Source organism: Mesorhizobium sp. KR9-304 (assembly GCF_040049215.1).
Taxonomy (GTDB): Bacteria; Pseudomonadota; Alphaproteobacteria; order Rhizobiales; family Rhizobiaceae; genus Mesorhizobium_K.
Window position 1 is genome coordinate 1,060,153 of record NZ_JBDZDN010000001.1, and the last position, 22,408, is coordinate 1,082,560.

Annotated in this window: 22 protein-coding genes; 15 read left to right on the plus strand and 7 right to left on the minus strand. The window is 63.7% G+C overall.

What is annotated here, in order from left to right; all coding sequences use genetic code 11:
• The first annotated feature begins 79 nt into the window (after nt 1–79).
• The 4 genes from ABLE71_RS04950 (at nt 80) to ABLE71_RS04965 (ending at nt 7,703) form a co-directional block, all read left to right on the plus strand.
• Nucleotides 80–2,017 carry a Z1 domain-containing protein gene (locus tag ABLE71_RS04950; protein ID WP_348782242.1) on the plus strand — a complete coding sequence of 646 codons (1,938 nt, stop codon included), beginning with the start codon at nt 80–82 and terminating at the stop codon, nt 2,015–2,017.
• A gap of 1,491 nt (nt 2,018–3,508) precedes the next feature.
• Nucleotides 3,509–3,850 carry a hypothetical protein gene (locus ABLE71_RS04955; RefSeq protein WP_348782243.1) on the plus strand — a complete coding sequence of 114 codons (342 nt, stop codon included), beginning with the start codon at nt 3,509–3,511 and terminating at the stop codon, nt 3,848–3,850.
• Nucleotides 3,851–4,414: 564 nt separating this feature from the next.
• On the plus strand, nt 4,415–5,428 hold the full coding sequence (locus tag ABLE71_RS04960) for a hypothetical protein (RefSeq protein ID WP_348782244.1): 1,014 nt from the start codon (nt 4,415–4,417) through the stop codon (nt 5,426–5,428).
• Between the two features lie 235 nt (nt 5,429–5,663).
• The gene (locus tag ABLE71_RS04965; RefSeq protein ID WP_348782245.1) at nt 5,664–7,703 is read left to right on the plus strand and encodes a hydantoinase/oxoprolinase family protein; all 2,040 of its coding nucleotides are present in this window, start codon (nt 5,664–5,666) and stop codon (nt 7,701–7,703) included.
• A 6-nt stretch (nt 7,704–7,709) separates the two neighbouring features.
• Here the strand turns inward: ABLE71_RS04965 and ABLE71_RS04970 are convergent, their stop codons facing one another.
• Nucleotides 7,710–8,702 carry an adenosine kinase gene (locus ABLE71_RS04970; RefSeq protein WP_348782246.1) on the minus strand — a complete coding sequence of 331 codons (993 nt, stop codon included), beginning with the start codon at nt 8,700–8,702 and terminating at the stop codon, nt 7,710–7,712.
• Between the two features lie 162 nt (nt 8,703–8,864).
• On the opposite strand from ABLE71_RS04970, the gene ABLE71_RS04975 reads away from it, so the two are divergent.
• A complete protein-coding gene (locus tag ABLE71_RS04975; protein ID WP_348782247.1) occupies nt 8,865–9,584 on the plus strand; it encodes a sulfate transporter family protein in 720 nt (239 codons plus the stop codon).
• Between the two features lie 7 nt (nt 9,585–9,591).
• Here ABLE71_RS04975 and ABLE71_RS04980 read toward each other — a convergent pair whose 3' ends face one another.
• From ABLE71_RS04980 to ABLE71_RS04990, 3 genes are all read right to left on the minus strand, one after another.
• Nucleotides 9,592–10,404, minus strand: a complete 813-nt coding sequence (locus ABLE71_RS04980) for an isocitrate lyase/phosphoenolpyruvate mutase family protein (RefSeq protein WP_348782248.1) — start codon at nt 10,402–10,404, stop codon at nt 9,592–9,594.
• A 147-nt stretch (nt 10,405–10,551) separates the two neighbouring features.
• Nucleotides 10,552–11,025: a dUTP diphosphatase gene (gene dut, locus ABLE71_RS04985; protein WP_348782249.1), complete on the minus strand. Its 474-nt coding sequence runs from the start codon at nt 11,023–11,025 to the stop codon at nt 10,552–10,554.
• 97 nt (nt 11,026–11,122) lie between these two features.
• Nucleotides 11,123–11,593, minus strand: a complete 471-nt coding sequence (locus tag ABLE71_RS04990; RefSeq protein WP_348782250.1) for an Lrp/AsnC family transcriptional regulator — start codon at nt 11,591–11,593, stop codon at nt 11,123–11,125.
• 106 nt (nt 11,594–11,699) lie between these two features.
• Between ABLE71_RS04990 and ABLE71_RS04995 the strand changes: the two genes are divergently transcribed.
• From ABLE71_RS04995 to ABLE71_RS05015, 5 genes are all read left to right on the plus strand, one after another.
• Nucleotides 11,700–11,942 (plus strand): DUF6356 family protein, encoded by a 243-nt coding sequence (locus ABLE71_RS04995; protein ID WP_348782251.1) that lies wholly within the window; start codon nt 11,700–11,702, stop codon nt 11,940–11,942.
• A 67-nt stretch (nt 11,943–12,009) separates the two neighbouring features.
• Nucleotides 12,010–13,116, plus strand: a complete 1,107-nt coding sequence (locus ABLE71_RS05000; protein WP_348782252.1) for a DNA alkylation repair protein — start codon at nt 12,010–12,012, stop codon at nt 13,114–13,116.
• A 105-nt stretch (nt 13,117–13,221) separates the two neighbouring features.
• On the plus strand, nt 13,222–13,713 hold the full coding sequence (locus tag ABLE71_RS05005; RefSeq protein WP_348782253.1) for a hypothetical protein: 492 nt from the start codon (nt 13,222–13,224) through the stop codon (nt 13,711–13,713).
• A 102-nt stretch (nt 13,714–13,815) separates the two neighbouring features.
• Nucleotides 13,816–15,408: a peptide chain release factor 3 gene (locus tag ABLE71_RS05010; RefSeq protein WP_348782254.1), complete on the plus strand. Its 1,593-nt coding sequence runs from the start codon at nt 13,816–13,818 to the stop codon at nt 15,406–15,408.
• Between the two features lie 63 nt (nt 15,409–15,471).
• A complete protein-coding gene (locus tag ABLE71_RS05015) occupies nt 15,472–16,623 on the plus strand; it encodes an adenylate/guanylate cyclase domain-containing protein (RefSeq protein ID WP_348782255.1) in 1,152 nt (383 codons plus the stop codon).
• A 6-nt stretch (nt 16,624–16,629) separates the two neighbouring features.
• Here the strand turns inward: ABLE71_RS05015 and ABLE71_RS05020 are convergent, their stop codons facing one another.
• Nucleotides 16,630–17,391, minus strand: a complete 762-nt coding sequence (locus tag ABLE71_RS05020; protein WP_348782256.1) for a GGDEF domain-containing protein — start codon at nt 17,389–17,391, stop codon at nt 16,630–16,632.
• A 164-nt stretch (nt 17,392–17,555) separates the two neighbouring features.
• Between ABLE71_RS05020 and ABLE71_RS05025 the strand changes: the two genes are divergently transcribed.
• Together ABLE71_RS05025 and ABLE71_RS05030 are read left to right on the plus strand one after the other, a co-directional pair.
• Nucleotides 17,556–18,263, plus strand: a complete 708-nt coding sequence (locus ABLE71_RS05025) for a pyrimidine 5'-nucleotidase (RefSeq protein WP_348782257.1) — start codon at nt 17,556–17,558, stop codon at nt 18,261–18,263.
• Entirely contained in the window at nt 18,260–19,129 is an 870-nt protein-coding gene (locus ABLE71_RS05030) for a DUF817 domain-containing protein (RefSeq protein ID WP_348782258.1), read from the plus strand. Before ABLE71_RS05025 ends, ABLE71_RS05030 begins: the two co-directional genes overlap by 4 nt.
• Here the strand turns inward: ABLE71_RS05030 and ABLE71_RS05035 are convergent, their stop codons facing one another.
• Both ABLE71_RS05035 and ABLE71_RS05040 read right to left on the minus strand, forming a co-directional pair.
• Nucleotides 19,130–19,357: a hypothetical protein gene (locus ABLE71_RS05035; RefSeq protein ID WP_348782259.1), complete on the minus strand. Its 228-nt coding sequence runs from the start codon at nt 19,355–19,357 to the stop codon at nt 19,130–19,132.
• A gap of 49 nt (nt 19,358–19,406) precedes the next feature.
• Entirely contained in the window at nt 19,407–20,246 is an 840-nt protein-coding gene (locus tag ABLE71_RS05040) for an LOG family protein (protein ID WP_348782260.1), read from the minus strand.
• A 142-nt stretch (nt 20,247–20,388) separates the two neighbouring features.
• Here ABLE71_RS05040 and dapD point away from each other — a divergent pair, with 142 nt between their 5' ends.
• The 3 genes from dapD to ABLE71_RS05055 are packed head-to-tail and all read left to right on the plus strand — an operon-like array spanning nt 20,389 to nt 22,395.
• Complete coding sequence (gene dapD / locus ABLE71_RS05045; protein WP_348782261.1) at nt 20,389–21,243, plus strand: 2,3,4,5-tetrahydropyridine-2,6-dicarboxylate N-succinyltransferase; 855 nt, start codon at nt 20,389–20,391, stop codon at nt 21,241–21,243.
• Between the two features lie 5 nt (nt 21,244–21,248).
• Nucleotides 21,249–21,620, plus strand: a complete 372-nt coding sequence (locus tag ABLE71_RS05050) for a DUF805 domain-containing protein (protein WP_348782262.1) — start codon at nt 21,249–21,251, stop codon at nt 21,618–21,620.
• Nucleotides 21,598–22,395: a hypothetical protein gene (locus ABLE71_RS05055; RefSeq protein WP_348782263.1), complete on the plus strand. Its 798-nt coding sequence runs from the start codon at nt 21,598–21,600 to the stop codon at nt 22,393–22,395. The genes ABLE71_RS05050 and ABLE71_RS05055 overlap by 23 nt, the downstream gene beginning before the upstream one ends.
• The last annotated feature ends 13 nt before the right edge of the window (nt 22,396–22,408 follow it).

Consider the following 22,408-nt stretch of genomic DNA (forward strand, 5'->3'; position numbering starts at 1 on the left):
GCGGTTCCCTGGCTAGAAAAGTCCCTCCCTCGTATTGGTCGCATGTCTTAGATGGTTGAGGGGGTGGGACGTGAGGCATTTGGAACAGATTACCGCGCTGCTTACGAAGCAGATCGGAAACGAGAACGAAGTAAAGGATATAGTCAAAACCGCTAAAGAGGTCTCAGAAAAATGGGTCAATCCCACCAGCGGCGGAAAGCAGGAAACTAACGGTCTCGTATACGGCCTTGTTCAGAGCGGCAAGACAGGTGTGTTAACTGTCACCGGCGCGATGGGCGCCGACGAAGGGTATAGGACATTAATCGTCTTAACGTCCGACAACGATGCACTTTATGAACAAACGCTCGGACGCATTCGCGAGGCGTTTCCGGGCATCGACATTTTAGGCAAACCTGACTTCAAAGACACGGAGGCGTTCCTAAGAAGAATTAAGGGTGGCACTTGCGCGATTGTCGCGACAAAGAATGGTAGCCGCTTAGACGCGTTAATTCAGAATTTTCAAAAGGGTAACGTCAAAGGTCTTTCGTGCCTATTGATTGACGATGAGGCCGATCAGGCGTCCCCTAATACCAAAGCGAGCAAGGGCGATGGCTCGGTAAGCCCCATCAATGATAAGATCACCACTCTTAGATCGTTCTTCGAGAAGACAACTTATCTGCAGGTAACGGCCACTCCTCAGGCGTTGTTCCTGCAAGCGCCAGACCATGCCTACCGGCCCAAGTTCACTGTATTGAGCCACCCGGGACACGACTATGTTGGGGGAGACGACTTTTTCTCTGCCAACTCCACTCTGGTAACCGAGTTTGACCTGAATGACATTTCTAAAATTGCACCCGGACCAATGCCGAGCCCAAGACTAGAGATACCGAAATCACTTTTACAGGCGCTCGATACCTTCGTTGTCGGCGCAACCTACAAAAGAATGAAAGAAGCCGATCAGAATTGTGCGTTTCTATGTCATGTAAGTACGAGAAAATCTGATCACAATCACATTGTAAATGTTCTTTTGAAGTATAAACTAGACCTAACAAGTCTACTGAAGAAGAGAGATCAGGGCGTGCTTTCGCGACTGCAGGCCGTGTACGTGAGCCTGAAGGCTACGCATAGCGACCTTGGAAGGGTGAGCTTTGACAAGTTGGTAGACGACATCGAGTTCCTTTCTCCGGGCATCGCCGTAAAATTGGTGAATGGTGAAACCGATGAGGATGTCGCGGTCAGGTCGCCGTTGAATCTATTTGTCGGCGGGAACAAGCTCGGACGTGGAGTGACTATCAAAAATCTTCTGGTCAGCTACTACGGTCGAAATCCAAAAAATCCACAAGCAGATACGGTCCTTCAGCATGCGCGAATGTATGGCTACCGACGCAAGGATATTGGCCTCCTAAGGCTCTTTCTGCCCAGACAGCTCCACACTGTTTTTCGCGCGATCAATAAGATGGAAACGAGCCTTAGGGAATTTATTGGACAGCACCCTGGTGAGGACTTTCGAGGCATCTACGTGGAGAGTGGACTTAGCGCGACTCGGAAAAACATCCTCGCTCCCGGAGCCGTTGGCGTTTACACGGCTGGTTCAAACTATAACCCGTCGCAGGTTCTACGAAATGCAACCGTGAAGGCCAATACCAAGCGAATTGATGATATGCTCGCTGGAGTTAAGGATAAGGAGGCCGTTGAGCTCCCAATTGCCGAAATTGAGAAACTCATTAGCTTGACAATGCCTGATGCGTCGACGTCTGAACTCGTTTGGAATCCAATTGCTGTTGCATCTTCGGTAGCTCAACTAGGCAAGCTTCTTAAACATACAAAAGGGTTCGTGTACGTAGACCGAGATCGCGGTCTAAATGAGCGCCGGCGAGAGACACAGGGCATTATTACCGGTGGCGAGCAAGGCCAGGTGCCTGATGATCGAATTGCGCTTTTTCTTTTGCGAACTTCTGGCGGACCAGGCCAAAATCCGTCGTGGTGGCCACAGATAAGGTTCCCCAACGGGTCTTACGCTTTCGCATTTGCAGTGTGAGTAAGCAAATGGGCAGCAGACCGAACGAAACGTCACCAGTAGGATTGACAGCCATCGACCTGTTCGCGGGCTGCGGTGGGCTCACATTGGGTTTAAAGCATGCTGGCTTTCAAGTGTTGGGAGCCGTTGAAATAGACGAAGTCGCAGCTGAAACGTATCGACTTAATCATCCAGCGGTTGCGTTACTAAAGTCCGACATCCAGTTGGTCTCGCCTGACAAGTTCCGTAAGACTTTGGGCCTTAGGAAAGGCCAATTGGACCTGTTGGCCGGCTGCCCTCCATGTCAGGGGTTTTCTACTCTGCGAACGCGAAATGGCGGTCAAAGGAATCGCGATCCGCGGAACCAGTTGATTTCGGAAATGCTCAGGTTCGTGGACGCCTTTGAACCAAAAAGCATCATGATGGAGAATGTGCCTCGGCTAAGAGAGCATAGTCTTTTTAAGTCGCTGTGTCGCAATCTCCGGCGGCGAGGCTATAAGCTTACCTTCGATGTCAAGGATGCGGCTGCCTATGGGGTGCCGCAGCGGAGGCGTCGTCTTATTTTGATTGGCAACAAAACGTCAGCTGTTGCCTTGGCGGAGGAGTGCCCCAAGAGGACGACCGTCCGTACGTTCATCGGCGATCTTCCTCGTCCAGGTCATAGCAAAGATGTCCTTCACGATCTTCCGGAGAGGATTCGATCTGAGCGCGTCCAGAAACTTATTCGTGACATCCCGCGAGATGGAGGTAGCCGCCGAGACCTACCGAACGATCGCCAACTCCCGTGCCATACTAAAAGCGATGGTTTCGGTGATGTGTACGGCCGGATGGCGTGGGACGATGTGGCACCTACCATTACAAGCGGTTGCTTCAACCCATCAAAGGGACGCTTCCTTCATCCTGATCAAGATAGAGCGATCACAATGCGAGAGGCGGCGCTTCTCCAGACTTTTCCTGAGGACTACCATTTCCCGGTCGCGCGCGGGAAACAGGCCATAGCCTTAATGGTTGGCAATGCCCTACCGCCAGAGTTTATTCGGGTACATGCCTCTCAGATAGCGGAGGCCTTAGCTGGCACTTCGGCACACAAGTAGGTCTGATGGACGTTTTCTCACCGACCAAACGATCTGAGGTCATGGCTGCTGTCCGAAGCGCGGGCAACAAAAGAACTGAGCTTCGGTTGGCAGCGATCCTAAGGGAACACAAGATCACGGGCTGGCGTCGAAACTATAGAATTTTTGGAAAGCCTGACTTTGTGTTTCGAGGTCCGCGATTGGCGATCTTCGTCGATGGTTGCTTCTGGCATCGCTGCCCCCTTCATGGCTCGGTTCCGGAAACCAACACCCAATTCTGGTCAGAGAAGTTGTCTCGAAATGTTAAGCGCGACCAAGCGGTCAATGCGCATCTCGGCGAATGTGGATGGCACGTAGTTCGGATTTGGCAGCATGAGCTTCGTGACTCTCAGCAAGTTGCTGAGAAGATACGTCGGAATTGGCCCCACCGGGACGCCCCATGATTCGCCTCGCCCTCATCGCCCTCCTGTTCGCCACGCCCGCCGCCGCCGATGGCATGGCGTTCTTCATCGACAACCGGCATCCCGGCGACGTGGCGGTCGAGCTGTACGGCCGCCAGACGGTGTGGCCGGGCAACGACCAGGTCTATCTGATCGAGAAGGGCATGAAAAAATCGGTGTCGATCACCTGCGAGGCCGGCGAGAGGATCTGCTGGGGCGCGTGGGTCAACGGCGACGCCGGCGCCTCCTGGGGCGTCGGCCCGGACCGCGACCGGCAATGCGCCACCTGCTGCGTCATCTGCGTCGGCAAGACCACCGCCACCGTCGAGATCGGGGGGTAGCCCTCCTTCGTCATCCCAGGGCAAGCGCAGCGAAGCGGAGCGCGACCCTGGGATCCATGCCGTGACGCTATTGCCGCGAGCCAACGGTGCAGGACGTGCCCCCTCTCCGCCTCGGTCCTCCGGACCTCGCCACCTCTCCCCCGTTCCGGGGGCGAGGATAGGCGCCAAGCTTTCCGCTATCCTCTCCCTCACGAAGTGGGGAGAGGTGGCCGCGAAGCGGACGGAGAGGGGGGCCGGCGAGCGCGCGACGCAGGAGAGGGGCTCTGAAGTGTGGAAACAGTTGCCCCCCTCTCCTGCGATTTCCAGCACTTAGCCTCCGCTGTCGCTCCGGCTAAGATGTTGAAATCGCTTTCCAGCCGGGTCCCCGCTGCTTCGCAGCGTCCCGGCGTTCGCTGGCCTTTCACCATGCCACCGGCATGGCGAATTCGCTTCGCGAACCGGCTGCTCACCCCGCCGCAAGGGGGGAGATAGAGGCCGCCGCGCCCCTCCACAAACTCACCCATCTTTATCCACGCCCCAAAACCCCGGGCTAAAATCCATCCGCCCCGGCAAGGAGGGACGGCGATGGACTGGAACCTGGCAATCGAAAAGAACCGCGACGCGCTGACGCGCATCGTCGCCATGCTCGTCGCCATGGCGGCGCTCACGAACTCTTTCACCTCCCCCCTGAGGGGCTTCGAGGCCCGATCTTCCGGTCGAGCCAGTGGCTCGACCGTCGGCCGAGAAGGCCGGGGAGATTGCGGAGCAATCGGGGACCCCGGCAATATGCCAGACCGCCGGGTGGGGGTCATTGCAGCGCCGCAACCCCCACCCGACGCTTCGCGTCGACCTCCCCTCAAGGAGGAGGTAGAACCCGCTCCGACCCTCCCGCGCCATCTCCACCGCGCGATCCTGCGGCTGCTCAGGCCCGCCGAATCCGCCGTGCGGCGGCTGATCATCGTTTTGGCGCGCGGGCTGGTGGTGACGCTCCCGCCGCCGCGCCCGCGCAAGCCGAAACCGGCGTCGATCGTCCTCAGCAAGCCCGGCGGCACCGGCATTTATCTGCCGCCGGGCGCCCGCCTTTCAGGCTTCCCCTTGCGGGAAGCAGTCGAGGATGGGCATCGAGTCGCGCGCCGGCCCTCGCTGCCGCTGCTCGATCCGCTCAGGCCCTTCCGCCCCGGGCCGAGGCGGCCGGCAGCAAACAGCGTCCCGCGCATCTCGTTCCCCTGTTACACCGCGCCGTCGCCCATTACGCCCCGCCGCCCGCCCGCGCCGGACGATCCGCTCGACGCGACCCGGCTGGCGCTGCGCCTCCAGGCGCTCCGGTCCGCGCTCGACGACCTGCCCGCACAGGCAAAACGCTTCGCCCGCTGGCGGGCGAGGAAGGCGACCGGCCGCGACGCCGCAGGCGCGCAAAACAGAAATCCGGACGCCGCAGGCGCGCAAAACAAGAGGCTTGCCCGCCGCGCCTGGCCGCTGCGTCCGGGCCGCCCGCCCGGCCAGCTCCAGGCCAAAAGGCGCACCAACGAGGTGCACGAGGTCCTGCACGACCTCCACTGGCTCGCCTTCGACGTGCTGGAGCATCCCGACACGTCCTGACGTCTATCCTCTCCCCCACGCATGTGGGGGAGAGGTGGCGAGACCCCAAGGGTCGAGACGGAGAGGGGGAAGTTGATGGGCCTTAGCGATCGCCCCCTCTCCGCCTCGCCTTCGCACGCTCAGGCTCGGCACCTCTCCCCCGCTGCGCAGGGGGAGAGGATAGACGTCATGCCTCCCCACCCTTCCCCCATCGCCCGCAATCCTCTATTGCGTCCGGACAATTTTCCCGGACCGCATGACCAAGACCTCCCCCCAATCCCCCGGCCCCCTGTTCCTCGGCATCGACACCGGCGGCACCTATACCGACGCCGTGCTGTGGCGCGAGGCGACAGGCGCGACGCCCGGAGCAGTCGTCGCCAAGGCCAAGGCACTGACCACCCGCCACGACCTCGCGGTCGGCATTTCCGGCGCTGTCGACCGGGTGCTGGAAGAAGCCCGCGTCGACCCGGCGGCGATAAAGCTCGCCTCCATGTCGACCACGCTCGCCACCAACGCGCTGGTCGAGGGCCAGGGCGGCCGCGTGGCGCTGGTCATGATCGGCTTCTCCGAAACCGACCTTGCCCGCGACGGTTTGCGCACCGCGCTCGGCACCGACCCCGTCCTGTTCTGCCCGGGCGGGCACGACGTGCATGGCCGCGCGGCCGAGCTCGACCTGTCCGGCCTTGAAGCGGCACTCCCCGAACTGGCGGCGTCCGTCTCGGGCTTTGCCGTCTGCGCCTATTTCGCGACACGCAACCCGGCCCACGAACTCGCCGCCCGCGACCTCATCCGCGAGCGGACCGGGCTTCCCGTCACCGCCAGCCACGAACTGTCGGCAAAACTCGGCGGCCCGCGCCGCGCGCTCACCACGCTGCTCAACGCGCGGCTGATCTCGATGATCGACCGGCTGGTCGCCGCCACCGAGGGTTTCCTGGAGCGGCGCAACATCGCCTGTCCGCTGATGGTGGTGCGCGGCGACGGCGCGCTCGTCTCGGCCGCCTTCGCCCGGGCGCGGCCGATCGAGACGATCCTCTCGGGTCCCGCCGCCTCGCTGGTCGGCGCGCGCCACATGACCGGGCTCGACGACGCCGTCGTCTCCGACATCGGCGGCACCACGACGGATGTCGCCGTGCTCGACCGCGGCCGTCCGCGCCTCGACCCGGAGGGCGCCACCGTCGGCGGCTACCGCACCATGGTCGAAGCGGTGGCCATGCGCACCTTCGGCCTCGGCGGCGATTCGGAAGTGGCGCTGGAATCAGGCGCGCTCGACCCGAAGATCCTGCTCGGGCCGCGCCGCCTGCTGCCGCTGTCGCTTGCGTCCCTGACGCACGGGACGGCCGTCACGGCCGAACTGGAGCGGCAACTGCGCGCGCCCAATCCCGGCCGGCTCGACGGCCGCTTCGCCGTGCGCACCGGCGTGCCCGAGCGGCTGGCCGCCGGCCTCACCCCGCCGGAAGCCAAGCTCTACGAAGCGATCGGCGCAGTGCCGCTGCCGCTCGACGCGCTGCTATCTTCCACAGCGCAGAACGCGACGCTCAGCCGGCTGGTCGCGCGCGGCCTCGTCCACATCGCCGGCTTCACGCCCTCCGACGCCGCCCATGTGCTTGGCCGCCAGTCGAACTGGGATGTTGTCTCGGCAAGATTGGGCGCCGAGCTTTTCGCGCGCCGGCGCGACGGGCGCGGCCAGGCCATCGCGCCGTCGGCGCAAGCATTTTGCGAGCGCGTGCTTGTGGCGCTCACCCGCCAGTCGGCGGAAGTCATCCTGGAGACCGCCTTCGCCGAGGACGGGCTCGACGGCGCGGCGACCGTCGCCCATGCGCTCGTCCAGCGCGCCGTCGACGCCAATCACGGCATCGCGCGGCTGTCGGTCGCGCTCGACCGCCCCGTCATAGGACTCGGCGCCTCCGCCGGGCTGCACTACGCGGGCCTCGCGCCGCTTCTCGGCAACGACGTCGTCATCCCCGCCGACGCCGACGTCGCCAACGCGCTCGGCGCCGTGGTCGGCCAGGTGCGCGTCTCGGCCGAAGCTATGATCACCCAGCCCGCCGAGGGCGTCTTCCGTCTCTCCGCCGCCGACGACGCGCCGCGCGATTTCGGCGACGAGGCAAAGGCTCTTGCGCAAGGCGAGGCGCGCATCCGCGCCATCGTCGCCGAACGGGCGCTCGCGGCCGGCACCGACACCGCCGAGATCGACGTCGCTCGCGACGTGCAGACGTCCATCGTCGAAGGCCAGCGCATGTTCATCGAGGCACGGCTGGTGGCCACCGCGTCCGGGCGGCCACGAATCGCGAAATAGGACGAGCTACAGCAGCCCGGCGGCCTGCGCCTCCTGGCGCAAATTCTGGCGCGGGCGCGGGCCGATCTGCTGGATCACCAGCCCGGCGGCCAGCGAGCCGAGATCGCCGCAGCGCTTGAGGTCGAGCCCGGCCGTGTAGCCGTAGAGGAAGCCGGCTGCATAAAGATCGCCGGCGCCGGTCGTGTCGACCAGTTCCCCGATCGGCATCGCCTCGATCCACACGGTCTCGTCGCCTTTTACAATGACCGAGCCCAGTTCCGAGCGCGTCACCGCGGCGATCTTGCAGTCCTTCCTGATCGCTTCCAGCGCCGCCTCGAACGACGAGGTCTGGTAGAGCGACTTGATCTCGTGGTCGTTGGCGAAGACGATGTTTACCGTGCCCGTCCGCATCAGGTCGAGGAACTCGTCGCGGTAGCGGTCGACGCAGAAGCTGTCCGACAGCGTCATCGACACTTCGCGGCCTGCCCTGTGCGCATGGTCCGCCGTCAGCCTTATCGCCTCCTTGGCGCGCGGCGGGTCCCACAGATACCCCTCGAAATAGGTAACCTTCGCGCCTGCCGCCTTGTCGGCCTCGACGTCCTCCGGCCCGAGCTCCACGCAGGCCCCGAGATAGGTGTTCATCGAACGCTCGCCGTCCGGTGTCACGAAAATCATCGAGCGCGCGGTCGGCGGCGCTCCCTTCAGCGGCTTGGTGTCGAAGGCCACGCCTTGCGCGCGGATGTCGTGGCCGTAGATGCGGCCGAGTTCGTCGTTGGAGACCTTGCCGAAGAAGGCGGCGCGGCCGCCGAGGCTCGCAATGCCGGCCGCTGTGTTGCCGGCGCAGCCGCCCGAGGCTTCCGTCGCGGGGCCCATGCGGCTGTAGAGCAGGTTGGCGCGCTCGGTGTCGATCAGGTTCATCGCACCCTTGATGATACCGTTCTCCGTCAGGAACGCGTCGTCGCATTGCGCGATGATGTCGACGATGGCATTGCCGATGCAGAGCACGTCGTAATCGGTCATGCGGGTCTCCGGATGCGCGCCGTTGGAGCGAGTTGAATTTGTGGCACGCGCGCCGCGCGTGGGTCTAGCCGCCACGACTGGTTTTGCAACCCCATGCCACCCGCATTCTTGTCGCATCCGTCGGCTTAGCCTATCTGCGAACCCAAGAACGGGACCCGAACCATGATCCTTGACGCCGCCCGCGCCGCCGCAAGCCGGCTTTTTTCGGCCGAATTCCGCTCGGTCTTCGCCAAGACGCTCGGCCTCACGCTGCTGGCGCTTGCCGCCTTGTGGTTCGGGCTGAAAGAACTGTTCGAATGGCTGGCTCTGCCGTGGATCGATGCGCTGCTGCCCGGGCTCCCCGGTTGGGCCGGCTGGCTCGGCTTTATAGCCGCGATTGCCGCCGGCATCGGGCTCGCGCTGGGACTGGCTTTGCTGATCGCGCCGGTGACCGCGCTCGTCGCCGGCCTGTTCCTCGACGACATCGCCGAAGCGGTGGAACGCACCGACTACCCGCGCGACCCGCCGGGTAGGCCCGTGCCGGCGCTGACGTCGATTGTGCTGGCGCTGAAATTCTTCGCCGTCGTCGTCGCCGGCAATCTGATTGCGCTGTTGCTGCTGCTTGTCCCGGGAATCAATATCGGCGCGTTCTTCCTGGTCAACGGCTATCTGCTCGGGCGCGAGTTCTTCGAATTCGCGGCGATACGCTTCCGGCCGGAAGCCGACGCCAAGGCGCTGCGGGCCCAAAACGCCGGCACCGTATTCCTCGCCGGCATGGTCATCGCCGCCTTCCTCGCCGTGCCGCTGCTCAATCTTCTGACGCCACTCTTCGCCGCGGCGATGATGGTGCATCTTCACAAGGCGATCGCGGCGCGCGAGAGGATCGGTGCGTCGCCGCGGTAGCGGGCGCTCAACCGTCGTCCTGTTTGGAAAACAGCGCCTGCACCCGCGAAAAGGCCATGCCGGCGCGCGCGAAGCCGAAGGTGCCGTCGCGCAGCATCTCGCGCGAGGCGTTCTCGATCATGCCATAGGCGAAGGTGGCGAGCTTGGAGCCGAGCGAGATGCGCCGCACCCCCGCCTCGGCAAGCGCCTTGACCGTCAGCGTCGGCACTGCGAGCACGTTGACCGGCTTCGATACGGACGAGCAGATCGTCCTCACCGTCTCGATGTCGGTGATCCCAGGCGCGTAAAGCACGTCGGCCCCCGCCACTTCAAAGGCCTGGAGGCGCCGGATCGTGTCGTCGAGGTCGGAGCGGTTCCACAAAAAATTCTCGGCGCGCGCGGTGAAGACAAAATCACGCTTCAGCGCGCGGGCGGCGTCGACGGCCGCCGCAACCCGCTCGACCGCCAGTTTGAAATCATAGATCGGCATGCGCGGATCGCCAGTGTGATCCTCGATCGAGCAGCCCGCGAGCCCGGCGGCCTCCGCCGCGAAGATCGTTTCGGCGGCGCTGTCGGGGCTGTCGCCCTTGCCGCGTTCGAGGTCGGCCGAAACGGGCAGGTCGGTCGCCGCGACGAGTTCGCGGCAATGCTGGATCATGGTGTCGAAGCCAATGCCACCGTCAGGCAGGCCGCGGGAAAAGGCGTAGCCGGCGCTGGTGGTGGCAAGCGCCTTGAAGCCGCAGGATGCGAGCAGCTTGGCCGTTCCGACATCCCAGGGATTGGCGACGATGAACGGCGCATCGCCATAGTGGAGATCGCGGAAGATCTTGCCCTTGTCCATGCCGGCGGCCCAAACGGAAGCTTTTGATCGCCGGGAAGCACCGTCCCGGCCTGCGGCAATCCTAGAGCATCGGACCGAAAAGTGGAATTCGGTTTTCGGGCCAGCCGGTGCTCTATCGAAGGGCCAGATCGGCTCTCGGCGCGTCCGTCATCCCGTGCCGGTAGAGCCGAACCCGCCCGAGCCGCGCCCGGTGGCTCCGGACAGGCTGCGCTCCTCTAAACCGGCGCGCGTCACCTGCGCGAAGACAATTTGGGCGACACGCATGTTTCTGGTCACCTCGAAGTCGTCGTTGCCGAGATTGACCAGCAGCACCTTCACCTCGCCGCGATAGTCGCTGTCGATGGTGCCCGGCGTGTTGAGGCAGGTGACGCCGTATTTCAGCGCGAGGCCCGAGCGCGGCCGGATCTGGCCCTCGAAGCCGTCGGGGATTTCCAGCACCAGCCCGGTCGGGACCAGGGCACGCTTGCCCGGCGGCAGGATCAGCGGGCGGTCGTCGGGAACCGCGGCGCGCAGATCCATGCCGGCCGCGCCCGCCGTTTCATAGGATGGCAACGCAAGACCTTCGGCGTGCGGCAGGCGGACGACGCCGATGACGGGAGATTGGTCGGAGACAAGCTTCATGGACTCAATACGTCCCTGTGGAGCGGTGCTCCCCTATCGGGCGTCGCCGCCGCGCGGTCAATTCCGGCGCGCCGATTTCAACGACATTCTTTTGATCCTAGCGCAATTCCACCGGAACGACCGTCGTCTCCTTGATTTCCTCCATGACGAAGGATGCCGAGACGTCCGACAGCGGCACTTTTGCGATCAGCCGCTGATAGAGCCGGTCATAGGCCTTCACGTCAGAGACGCGGGCGCGCAGCACGTAGTCGAGGTCGCCGGACATGCGGTAGACGCCCGTGATCTCGGGGAAGGAGACGACCGCCGCACGGAACCTCGCCAGCCACTCCGGATCGTGGTTGGAGGTGCGGATGATGATGAACACCGAAAGGCCGAGCCCCACCTTGTCCGCGTCGACCAGAGCGACGCGGCCGACGATGAAGCCGTCATCCTCCAGCCGGCGCATGCGCCGCCAGCACGCATTGCGCGACAGGCTTATCCGCTCGGAAAGCTGATCGACCGACAGTGTGGCGTCCCGCTGCAGCTCCGCCAGGATTTTTCGATCGATTTGGTCGATTTCATCCTTCATCTTGGGATGAATGTCCCAAGATTTCCCCAAATGCAATGATGAATTGGGATCAAAGAGCCGTCCGTCCGCGGCATCATGTTTCAAATCAGCAAAGGGGAACGCTGCCATGAACGTTGCTAAACTCTTCACCGGGCATCCGGCTTCGGTCGACGAAACCTATTTCGGCCACATGGCCTTCGCGTCTTGGTTCGCCTCCAGGCTGTTCATGGCCGGCTGCGCCGCGCTCGTCCATGCCGTCCTGCCCTTCATGTTCGAGACGACGGCAAGCCGGATCGTTCGCGAGCTCTATGAGCGCACGAGCAAACGTAAGCCGGTGCATGCAGGCGGCGCGGAGAACGTCGCGGCGTAGGTGGAACTCTCCTGACAGGCGTTGTCAGCAGGAGCGTGTAGCTTCGCCCCAAAAGGACGAGGCGACGATGGCAGATTCGGCAGAGGCCGTTCCGGCGCTCAAGGAGATTTTCAACCGCGAGCGGCTCAGGCATGTCGCGCGGGAAACAGAAGCCGTCTGGCCGGACTTCGACCAGAAGCGCTTCCTCAAGCTTGCGACTGCCGGGCTCGACGATCTCGGTATCATGCAGCGCATGCGCCAGACCGCCGCCAGCCTGCACGATACGCTGCCCGAGGATTTTCCCAAGGCGCTGCCGATCCTCAAGAAGCTCGCGCCGCGCATCGGGCACGGCTTCGTCGCCATCACGCTTTCGGAATTCGTGGCGCTCTACGGGCAGAGCCATTTCAAGCAATCGCTCGATGCCCTGAAGTTTTTCACGCGTTTCGGTTCATCGGAATTCGCTGTCAGGCATTTCCTGGTCGCCGATTTCGAGCGCACCATCGCGGCGATGTGGAAATGGGCAAGGGACGAGGAAGAGCATGTGCGCCGGCTGGCCAGCGAGGGCTCGCGACCGCGCCTGCCCTGGTCGTTCCAGTTGAAAAACCTGATTGCCGATCCGTCGCCGACCGGCCCGATCCTCGAAGCGTTGAAGGCCGATCCGAGCCTCTATGTGCGCAAGTCGGTCGCCAACCACCTGAACGACATCGGCAAGGACCATCCGGACCTGCTGGTCGAGCGCGTGTCCGGCTGGGACCTTTCCGACAAGCACACTGCCTGGATCGTGCGGCATGCGCTGCGGACCTTGATCAAGAAAGGCGATCCGCGCGCGCTGGCGCTGATAGGCACGACGGGAAAGGCCGAGGTAACGGTCGAGACGTTCGCCGTGGAGCCGGCGAAGATAAAACTCGGGGAACGCATCGCCATCAAGGCGACGCTAGGCTCGACCTCAAAGACCGCGCAGCGGCTCGTCATCGACTACGCCGTGCACTATGCGAAGAAAAATGGCATCTCGCGAAAAGTGTTCAAGCTGAAGGAAACCGAGCTTCAGCCGAACGCGACTTGCGAGCTTGCCATCAGCCAGACGGTCAAGGATTACACCACGCGCAAGCACAATGCCGGCTTTCATCGCGTCGAACTGATGGTAAACGGGGAAATCCTTGCAGAGAGCGGCTTCGATCTCCGTATCCCGGAGTGAACCGGTACGTCGAAAATTACCGGCAGCCATGCAGCAGCGGCTCTTTACAATCGCGCGCCGCCGGGGTTCCGTCAGGGTCTAGCCAGGTCTTTAGGGAGCCGAGCGATGGTTTTGGGAATGACGCTTACCGCCTACACGATTCTGCATGTCGTGCTCAGCATCATCGGCATCGTCACCGGCCTCATCGCCGTCGGCGGCCTGCTTGCCGGCCACCGGCTGCCGGTCACCACCGCAATCTTCCTGATCACGACGCTTGCCACCACGCTCGGCGGCTTCCTCTTCCCGTTCAACGGCTTCACACCGGCGATCGGCGTCGGCATCGTCTCGACCATTGTGCTCCTGGTCACGATCGCGGCGCGCTACATCTTCCGCCTGCACGGGTCGTGGCGCCGGGTCTATGTCGGCGGCGCCGTGATCGCACTTTACCTAAATTCCTTCGTGCTGGTCGCGCAGTCCTTCCGCAAGGTGCCGTCGCTCAACATTTACGCGCCGACCGGGTCGGAGACGCCTTTCGCGATCACGCAAGGGGTCGTGCTCGCCGTCTTCGTGGTGCTCGGCATCTTGTCGGTCTGGCGGTTCCGCCCGGCGGTCGGCTAAGCTAGGAGCTCTTGATCCTCCCCCGTTTCGATGGGAGGAACCGCTTTCTCGACATGGCCGCCGCGCGTGGCTATATAGCCGGCCATCCAACGGAATCCCGACATGGCCGAAGACATCGCCCGGGCGGTTGCCCGCCGCCGCACCTTTGCGATCATCGCGCATCCCGACGCCGGCAAGACGACGCTCACAGAAAAGCTGCTGCTTTTCGGCGGCGCGATCCAGCTTGCCGGCGAGGTGAAGGCCAAGAAGGACCGCATGAACACGCGCTCCGACTGGATGAAGATCGAGCGCGAGCGCGGCATCTCGGTCGTCACCTCGGTGATGACCTTCGAATATGGCGACAACGTCTTCAACCTTCTGGACACGCCCGGCCACGAGGATTTCGCCGACGACACCTATCGCACGCTGTCGGCGGTCGATTCGGCGGTCATGGTCATCGACGCCGCCAAGGGCATCGAGCCGCGCACGCTGAAACTCTTCGAGGTCTGCCGGCTGCGCGACATCCCGATCGTCACCTTCGTCAACAAGATGGACCGCGAGGCGCGCAACACGTTCGAGATCCTGGATGAGATCGAGCAGAAGCTGGCGCTGGACACCGCGCCCATCACCTGGCCGATCGGCCAGGGCAAGAGTTTTTCGGGCACCTATCACCTCGCCCAGAACGCGGTGCGCCGCGGCGACGCGGAAGCCGAGCGCACGCCCGTCAACGGTCCGGATTCCAATCGTGTCGCCGGCCTGCTGCCTGAAAATGAGCGCGAGACCTTCATCGAGGAGTTGGAGCTCGCGCGCGAAGCCTGCCGGCCCTTCGACCTCGATGCCTTCCGCGAAGGGCATATGACGCCCGTCTATTTCGGCTCGGCCCTGCGCAACTACGGTGTCCGCGATTTGATCGAGGGGCTCGGCGCCTATGCGCCACCGCCGCGCGACCAGGACGCCGACACGCGCGTCGTCCATGCCGTCGAGCCGAAGATGACCAGCTTCGTCTTCAAGATCCAGGCCAACATGGACCCCAACCACCGCGACCGCATCGCCTTCGTGCGCGTCTGCTCCGGCCAGCTTTCGCGCGGCATGAAGGCGAAGCTCGTGCGCACCGGCAAGCCGATGAGCCTGTCGGCGCCGCAGTTCTTCTTCGCCCGCTCGCGCATCACCGCCGACGAGGCCTATGCCGGCGACGTGGTCGGCATCCCCAACCACGGGACGCTGAGAATCGGCGACACGCTGACCGAAGGCGAGGACATCCTGTTCCGCGGCGTGCCCAACTTCGCGCCCGAGATCCTGCGGCGTGTCCGCCTTGGCGACGCGATGAAGGCGAAGAAGCTCAAGGAGGCACTGCAGCAGATGGCCGAGGAAGGCGTGGTACAGCTCTTCCAGCCGGAGGACGGTTCGCCGGCCATCGTCGGCGTCGTCGGCGCGCTGCAGCTCGACGTGCTGAAGGAACGGCTTTCGGCGGAATACACTCTGCCGGTCGACTTCGAGACGGCGCGCTTTTCGGTCTGCCGCTGGATCTCCGCCGACAACAGGCTCGAGGTGGAGCGCTTCATCGAGGCGCATCGCGGCGACATCGCGCGCGACCTCGACGGCGATCCGGTGTTTCTCGCGCCGCACGAATTCGGCCTCAACTACGAAGCCGAGCGCTGGAAGGCGATCCGCTTTGCCGCCGTCAAGGACTACCAGGTCCGCGACAAGGCGGCCTGATAGCGCATCGGGCGCGCGCCACCTATGCTAGGATTCGGCCGACGAGGCGGTTCCGGAGCACGCATGATCGACGCCGTTGCCATCGACGAGCTGGTCGACTGGATGATCGACGGCGCGCGGCCGGGCGGCAATGCCCGGCAACTGATCGATGGCGTCGGCCGCCGGCTGTTCGGCGCCGGGGTCCCGATCGGGCGCTTCGCTCTCTTCGTCGATACGCTCCATCCAAATGTCGCCGGCCGCCGCTTCCTCTGGACTCCGGAGGAAGGCATGAAGATGAGCGAGGGCGCGGTCGGCCTCCATTCGCGCGACGAATATGCAAAGAACCCGCTGCCCACCGTCACCACCAGGCAGGTGACGATACGCCGCCGCCTCACCAACCCCAACATGCTGTCCGACTATCCCATCCTCGGAGAACTCGTCGCTGAAGGTTTCACCGACTATGTCGCGCAACCGTTGATATTCACCACCGGCGAAACCCATGCGGTGACCTGGTCGACCAAACATGCCGACGGCTGGAGCGAGGAGGCGATCGCCGTCTTCGAACGCATCCGGCGGCCCCTCGCGCGGTTGGTCGAGGCCTATCTGCTGAGGCTCAACGCGGCCGCGATCATCTCCGCCTATGTCGGGCGAAACAGCGGCGAGCAGATTTTACAGGGCCGAATCCACCGTGGCGACGGCGAGGAGATCGATGCCGCGATCCTGTTCACCGACCTGGTCGGTTTCGCGACCCTCTCCAACACGCGTACAGGGCACGAGATCGTCGCCGTGCTCAACGAGGCGTTCGACATCATGGTGCCGCCGGTCGAGGCGTATGGCGGCGAGATCCTGAAATTCCTTGGCGACGGTTTTTTCGCGATCTTTCCCTATGGCGAGAAAACGACGCTCACAGGCGCCGTGAAGGCCGCGAGCGAAGCGGTGCTGGAAGGCGAGAAGAAGCTCGCCGAGTCCGAGGTCGGCAAGCTGCTCGGCTTTCGCTCGGCAATCCACGCCGGGCGTTTCCACTATGGCAACATCGGCGGCGCGAACCGGCTCGACTTCACGGCGATCGGCCAGCCGGTGAACTATGCCGCGCGGCTGCTCGCCGCCGCCTCCGACCTGTCGCTGGCACGGGTCGCCTCGTCGACGACGGCCGGGCATCTGTGCCTGCCGTCGCGGCTGGTCGGCGAGGTCGCGTTCAAGGGGTTTGAAGGACCGCAGCCGATATACGCCTATTGAGCCGCGTCAGGCCGCGGCCGAAATGCCCTGGTCGAAGATCGCGAGATTGCGGCCGCGGCTCTTCGCCTCGTAGAGTCGCTTGTCGGCGATGCGCATCAGTTCGGAGACGTTGGCCTCGCACGCGCAGATCGTACCCCCGATGCTCACCGTCAGTGGGACGATCCGATCGGCCGAAGGCTGAAAACGGATCAGCTCCACCTCGCGGCGGACGCGCTCGGCCACATGCACGGCCTCCTGGTCGCTCGCCGCGACGAGGAAGGCTCCGAACTCCTCGCCGCCGATGCGGCCCAGCACGTCGCCGGCGCGCACGGCGCGCGTGATCGCCGCCGCGATCTCGAGCAGTGCGGTATCGCCGGTCAGATGTCCGAAACTGTCGTTGATCTTCTTGAAATGATCGGCGTCGATGATTAGCAGCGCGCCGCGGTCGGTCTTGCGGCGCGACCGGTCCAGCGCGGCGAAGAAGGTCTCGCGGTTCAGCATGCCGGTCATGGTGTCGCGGCTCGCCTTCTCCTCCAGCCGCCGGTGCGCCGCGGCAAGCTCCGCATGGGTTCGCGCCAGGTCGCGGTGGGCGGCCCTCAGCTTCTCGCTCTGCCAGAACATGAAGGCGCTGGCGGGCCAGGCTATCGCCAGCGGACAGATGGTGAGCATCAACCAGGCATTGCCGTCGACGGCGCCGCCAAACGCTGGAACGAGCGTGAGCGCAAGCACAAGGGACGCAAGGAGGGACGAGAAAGCGACCGCCGTGGATTTCAGGAAGATTCGATTCATGCAGCGCTCCACATCCGTGCGGCTGCATGACAGGACGCGCGTGAACGTGCCCTTTCCGGCTCGGTTAAAATTTTACCCGACCCGCCTTTTCACGATTTTTATGCACATAAAAATGCCGGCATCGGGATGTCCCCCTGCCATCCAATTTGTGACATAAGGCCCCTATGACCGTACTCCCCGATCCGAACCGCTTCGCCCATGTCACCGACTGGGTGTTCGATCTCGACAACACGCTCTATCCGCACCACTCGAACCTGTTCTCTCAGATCGACGTCAAGATGACCTCCTACGTCTCGGAGCTTCTCACGCTGCCGCGCGAGGAAGCCCGCAAGCTGCAGAAGGAACTCTACCGGGAATATGGAACCACGCTCGCCGGGCTGATGCAGCGGCACGGCATCGATTCGGACGACTTCCTGCAGAAGGTGCACGACATCGACTATTCATGGCTGGTGCCCGATCCGGTGCTTGGAGCCTCGATCCGGCAACTGCCCGGACGCAAGTTCATCTTCACCAACGGCAACCGCAATCACGCCGAACGCACCGCGCGCCAGCTCGGCATCCTCGAGCATTTCGACGACATTTTCGACATCGTCGCCGCCGGGCTGACCCCGAAACCGGCGCGCCAGACCTATGAGCGCTTCGCCGAGCTTCACGCGGTGACCGGGCCTAATGCCGTCATGTTCGAGGATCTGGCGCGCAACCTCTCCGTGCCGAAGTCGCTCGGCATGACGACGGTCCTCATCGTGCCGAAGAATTTCGAGCCGACCTTCGCCGAGATCTGGGAGAAGGACAAGGAATACGAGGACGACGTCGATTTCGTCACCGACGATCTGGCGGGCTTCCTCGGCGCCATCGTCCAGGCTGCCGTTTGAGGCGATTCACGTCTGTCGAACAACGCATCGACCATGCCGCGCATGGCGTGCTCGACCGGTTGCCGGCGCACGGGCTTTCAGGCGCGCTGGTCGAACTCCTGGTGTTCGGCCTGAAACAGGCATGGGCCTGCCTGTTCGGCGGCGCGATGCTGTTCATGATCATCGTCACGAAATACGCACCGCCCGACGGGCTCGGCATCGCCCGCTACGATTTCCTGTTCCTGGCGGCGCTGGCGATCCAGCTTCTCATGCTCGCCTTCAAGCTGGAGAAGCCATCCGAGGCTGCGGTCATCCTGCTCTTCCACGTCGTCGGCACCGCGATGGAAATCTTCAAGACCTCGGCAGGCTCATGGGTCTATCCGGAGGACAGCTTCTTCCGCATCGGCGGCGTGCCGCTCTTCTCGGGCTTCATGTACGCCTCGGTCGGCTCCTACATGGCGCGCATCTCGCGCATATTCGACATGCGCTATAGCGGCTATCCGCCGATGCAGGCCACCGTGCTGCTGGCCGCCGCCATCTACGTGAACTTCTTCGCCCACCATTTCGTGCTCGACATGCGCTACGCGCTCTTCGCGGCGACGGCGGTGCTCTACCTGCGCGCAACGGTGCACTACCGGGTCTTCCGCTTGCGCCACCGCATGCCCCTGCTTCTCGGCTTCCTGCTGGTGGCGCTTTTCATCTGGTTCGCCGAAAATATCGGCACGTGGTCGCGGGCCTGGCTGTATCCCGGCCAGCAGGAAGCCTGGACGCCCGTCTCGATCCAGAAGCTCGGCGCGTGGTACCTGCTGATGATCGTTTCCTTCGTGCTGGTGACGCTGGTGCACCGGCCGCAGCCGCCCGCGCCGCCAGACAGCGAAAGGCGATGATCAGGCCTTGCGGCTGCCGCGCTTGATGTTCGAGCGCCTGACCGCGCGCCGCAGGTCGTCGCCCGACGGCTTCCGGTCCACGCCATGGTCGACAGCCGCCAGACCGTCGTCGCCGAGGATGCTCTCTTCGAGCCTCTCCTCCAGCCGCCCGATACGCTCTTCCAGTTCGCTCTCCGTCGGCTTCTTGCCGACGTTCTGGTCACGGGGTGATTTTGTCGCGCCTGTCATCGGCTGCCTCCTCGGAGGAGGATAACCGCAGAAAGCCGCCGTCGTTCCGTCAGAGATCGTAGAAGCGCCGGATGATCTCCCAGGCGTCGTCGGCGGAATCGACGAAGTCGATGATGTCCTGGTCGCCCGGCGATATCGTCCCTTGCTCGGCGAGGAAGTCGAGGTCGATCGCCCGCTTCCAGAAATCCTTGCCGAACAGGATGATCGGCACCCGCTCCATGCGGCCGGTCTGGATCAGCGTCAGCGTCTCGAAGAACTCGTCCATCGTGCCGAAGCCGCCGGGGAATACCGCGACCGCCTTGGCGCGCATGATGAAATGCATCTTACGGATCGCGAAGTAGTGGAAATTGAAGCACAGCTCCGGCGTGACGTAGGGGTTTGGCGCCTGTTCGTGCGGCAGCACGATGTTCAGCCCGATCGACGGCGCGCCGACATCGCTGGCGCCCCGGTTGCCGGCCTCCATCACGCCCGGCCCGCCTCCCGTCATCACCACGAACTCACGGTAATAGGATGCTGCCGAATGCTGCGAGCACACCCGCGCGAAGGCTCGCGCCTCTTCGTAGTAGCGGCTGTTAGCCTCGAGGTTCTTCTTCTGCGTCTCGTTCTTGGCCGCCCAGGCCGCGCCCCCCGGTTCCGGGATGCGGGCGCCGCCAAACAGGATCACCGTCGAGCGTATGCCGCGTTCGGCGAGTGTCATCTCAGCCTTCAGCAGCTCGAGCTGCAGCCGAACCGGCCGCAACTCGCGGCGCGTCATGAACTCCTCGTCGTTCCAGGCGAGCCTGTAGGTCGGCGCGGTGGTCTGCGGCGTCTCGGGCACGCTCTTGGCCCGTTCCAGATCCTCGTCCGAATGCGGCAGCGGCGTCCATCCCGCCTTCTCGGTCGGATTCATGTTTTTCCCTGCCCCGTATTGTTCCGCGCCATCCCATGGCGCACGTACGATTGACCCCCTTGGAGGCTTGCCATAGGGTCCGCGCGATTTCGGCCCAGCTTAGCGGCCACAGGCTTAACAGCACGTTGTAATGGGGAATTTCATGGCGAAGGCCGACCTGTCGCAGCTCGAAAGCGTCATCGAGAAGGCTTTCGATGCGCGCGACACCATTTCCACCTCCACTCGCGGCGAGTTCCGGGACGCTATCGACGCTGCGCTTACCCTGCTGGACAAGGGCGAAGTGCGGGTCGCCGAGCGCCAGGCCGACGGACGCTGGACGGTGAACCAGTGGCTGAAGAAGGCGGTACTCCTGTCCTTCCGGCTCAATCCGATGGAGATCGTCAAGGGCGGCCCGGGCAATGCCGTCTGGTGGGACAAGGTGTCGTCCAAGCTCGACGGCTGGAGCGCCAGCGATTTCGAGAAGGCCGGCTTCCGCGCCGTGCCCGGTGCGATCGTCCGCCGCTCGGCCTATGTGGGACGCAACGTCATCCTCATGCCGTCCTTCGTCAATCTCGGCGCCCATGTCGCCGAAGGCACCATGGTCGACACCTGGGCTTCCGTCGGCTCCTGCGCCCAGATCGGCAAGAACGTGCATCTGTCGGGCGGCGTGGGCATCGGCGGCGTGCTGGAGCCGATGCAGGTCGGCCCGACCATCATCGAGGATCATTGCTTTATCGGCGCGCGTTCGGAGGTGGTCGAGGGCTGCATCGTGCGCGAGGGCTCGGTGCTCGGCATGGGCGTCTTCATCGGCCAGTCGACCAAGATCGTCGACCGCACGACCGGCACGATCACCTATGGCGAGGTGCCCCCCTACTCGGTGGTGGTCGCCGGCACGCTGCCCGGCAAGCCGTTCCCCAACGGCGAGCCCGGCCCGGGTCTGTATTGCGCCGTCATCGTCAAGCGCGTCGATGCTCAGACCCGCTCCAAAACCTCGATCAACGAGCTTCTGAGAGACTGACCGTCGTGAACGGGCGGCAACTGCTCTGGCTCTTCTTCGGCTTCTCCGGGCGCGTCGACCGGCAGGCGTTCGCGCTTGCCGGAATGCTGCTGTACCTCGCCCGCCTCTACCCGGTCTATCGCATGATCCTTGCCGGTAACGACGAGGCCGCTCTCGACTATTGGGGCGGCATATTCATCACGCTGTTCGCCGTTCTCCTTGTCTCCCACATCGCGCTCGCCGCCAAACGGCTGCACGATTTCGACCGCCCGGGCTGGCCTGCGATCTTCTTCCTGATCGGCGACATTCTCGCCTTTCTCTTCTTGTGCATCCCGCGGGGAACAAACGGCCCGAACCGCTACGGCCCGCGCACCAATGCGCCTGCCGGGACCAGTTGAGGTCGTGCGCGAGACGGCGGAAGCTAAACGGACGGGGCGCTATCGCCGCCTCGATCCGCGACTGATCATAACGACCGCGCAAAAACTCGAGCAGCGCATCGCCGAGCGCTTTCCAGACAGCGGGCTGAGAGGCGTCGCGGCCGAGCTCTCCGTGCTCTCTAAGGACCTAGCCGCCGCGGCCCGGGCGCTTGAAGCCCCGATCTGGTGGGTGCGCATCCTGATCGGGCTGGCGATCCTCGCCGGCGCCGCGATGTTCCTGTTCGTCGGGACGATCATTTCCTTCGACCGCATCTCGACCGGCGCCTTCGACATCGTCCAGGGCATCGAGGCGTCGATCAACACCATCCTGCTGGCCGGGCTCGGTTTCCTCGCCCTGGCGCGCAGCGAGGAGCGCATCAAGCGCACCCGCGTTTTCGCCGACCTGCATGCGCTGCGCTCGCTGATCCACGTCATCGACATGCACCAGCTGACCAAGGACCCGGCGGCGCTGTCGGAAAGTTTCACGCCTATGCCCCATTCGCCGGTGCGCATCACCAACCGGCAGGATCTCGCCCGTTACCTCGACTACTGTTCCGAGATGCTGTCGATCACCGGAAAGCTTGCGGCGCTGTTCGCCCAGTCGGTCAATGACGGGGTGGTTGTCGGCGCGGTCAACGACATCGAGGAACTCGGCTCCAACCTGTCGCGCAAAATCTGGCAGAAAATCACCATGATAGAAGGCAGCGCGGCCGCGCCGCGGCACCTGGCCCAGCCAAACGCGGCAGGCAGCCCGTGACAGGGAACCGGCG

What these genes read in the sequence shown, in the direction of transcription:
- dut (WP_348782249.1), bottom strand. Translation starts at nt 11,025, where the DNA reads ATGAAGCTTGTCTCCGACCAATCTCCCGTCATCGGCGTCGTCCGCCTG.
- ABLE71_RS05020 (WP_348782256.1), bottom strand. Translation starts at nt 17,391, where the DNA reads ATGAATCGAATCTTCCTGAAATCCACGGCGGTCGCTTTCTCGTCCCTC.
- ABLE71_RS05055 (WP_348782263.1), top strand. Translation starts at nt 21,598, where the DNA reads ATGCGCCTGCCGGGACCAGTTGAGGTCGTGCGCGAGACGGCGGAAGCT.
- ABLE71_RS04960 (WP_348782244.1), top strand. Translation starts at nt 4,415, where the DNA reads ATGGACTGGAACCTGGCAATCGAAAAGAACCGCGACGCGCTGACGCGC.
- ABLE71_RS05010 (WP_348782254.1), top strand. Translation starts at nt 13,816, where the DNA reads ATGGCCGAAGACATCGCCCGGGCGGTTGCCCGCCGCCGCACCTTTGCG.
- ABLE71_RS05000 (WP_348782252.1), top strand. Translation starts at nt 12,010, where the DNA reads ATGGCAGATTCGGCAGAGGCCGTTCCGGCGCTCAAGGAGATTTTCAAC.
- ABLE71_RS04975 (WP_348782247.1), top strand. Translation starts at nt 8,865, where the DNA reads ATGATCCTTGACGCCGCCCGCGCCGCCGCAAGCCGGCTTTTTTCGGCC.
- ABLE71_RS04995 (WP_348782251.1), top strand. Translation starts at nt 11,700, where the DNA reads ATGAACGTTGCTAAACTCTTCACCGGGCATCCGGCTTCGGTCGACGAA.
- dapD (WP_348782261.1), top strand. Translation starts at nt 20,389, where the DNA reads ATGGCGAAGGCCGACCTGTCGCAGCTCGAAAGCGTCATCGAGAAGGCT.
- ABLE71_RS04965 (WP_348782245.1), top strand. Translation starts at nt 5,664, where the DNA reads ATGACCAAGACCTCCCCCCAATCCCCCGGCCCCCTGTTCCTCGGCATC.
- ABLE71_RS05040 (WP_348782260.1), bottom strand. Translation starts at nt 20,246, where the DNA reads ATGAATCCGACCGAGAAGGCGGGATGGACGCCGCTGCCGCATTCGGAC.
- ABLE71_RS05005 (WP_348782253.1), top strand. Translation starts at nt 13,222, where the DNA reads ATGGTTTTGGGAATGACGCTTACCGCCTACACGATTCTGCATGTCGTG.
- ABLE71_RS04980 (WP_348782248.1), bottom strand. Translation starts at nt 10,404, where the DNA reads ATGGACAAGGGCAAGATCTTCCGCGATCTCCACTATGGCGATGCGCCG.
- ABLE71_RS04970 (WP_348782246.1), bottom strand. Translation starts at nt 8,702, where the DNA reads ATGACCGATTACGACGTGCTCTGCATCGGCAATGCCATCGTCGACATC.
- ABLE71_RS04990 (WP_348782250.1), bottom strand. Translation starts at nt 11,593, where the DNA reads ATGAAGGATGAAATCGACCAAATCGATCGAAAAATCCTGGCGGAGCTG.
- ABLE71_RS05025 (WP_348782257.1), top strand. Translation starts at nt 17,556, where the DNA reads ATGACCGTACTCCCCGATCCGAACCGCTTCGCCCATGTCACCGACTGG.
- ABLE71_RS04955 (WP_348782243.1), top strand. Translation starts at nt 3,509, where the DNA reads ATGATTCGCCTCGCCCTCATCGCCCTCCTGTTCGCCACGCCCGCCGCC.
- ABLE71_RS05015 (WP_348782255.1), top strand. Translation starts at nt 15,472, where the DNA reads ATGATCGACGCCGTTGCCATCGACGAGCTGGTCGACTGGATGATCGAC.
- ABLE71_RS05035 (WP_348782259.1), bottom strand. Translation starts at nt 19,357, where the DNA reads ATGACAGGCGCGACAAAATCACCCCGTGACCAGAACGTCGGCAAGAAG.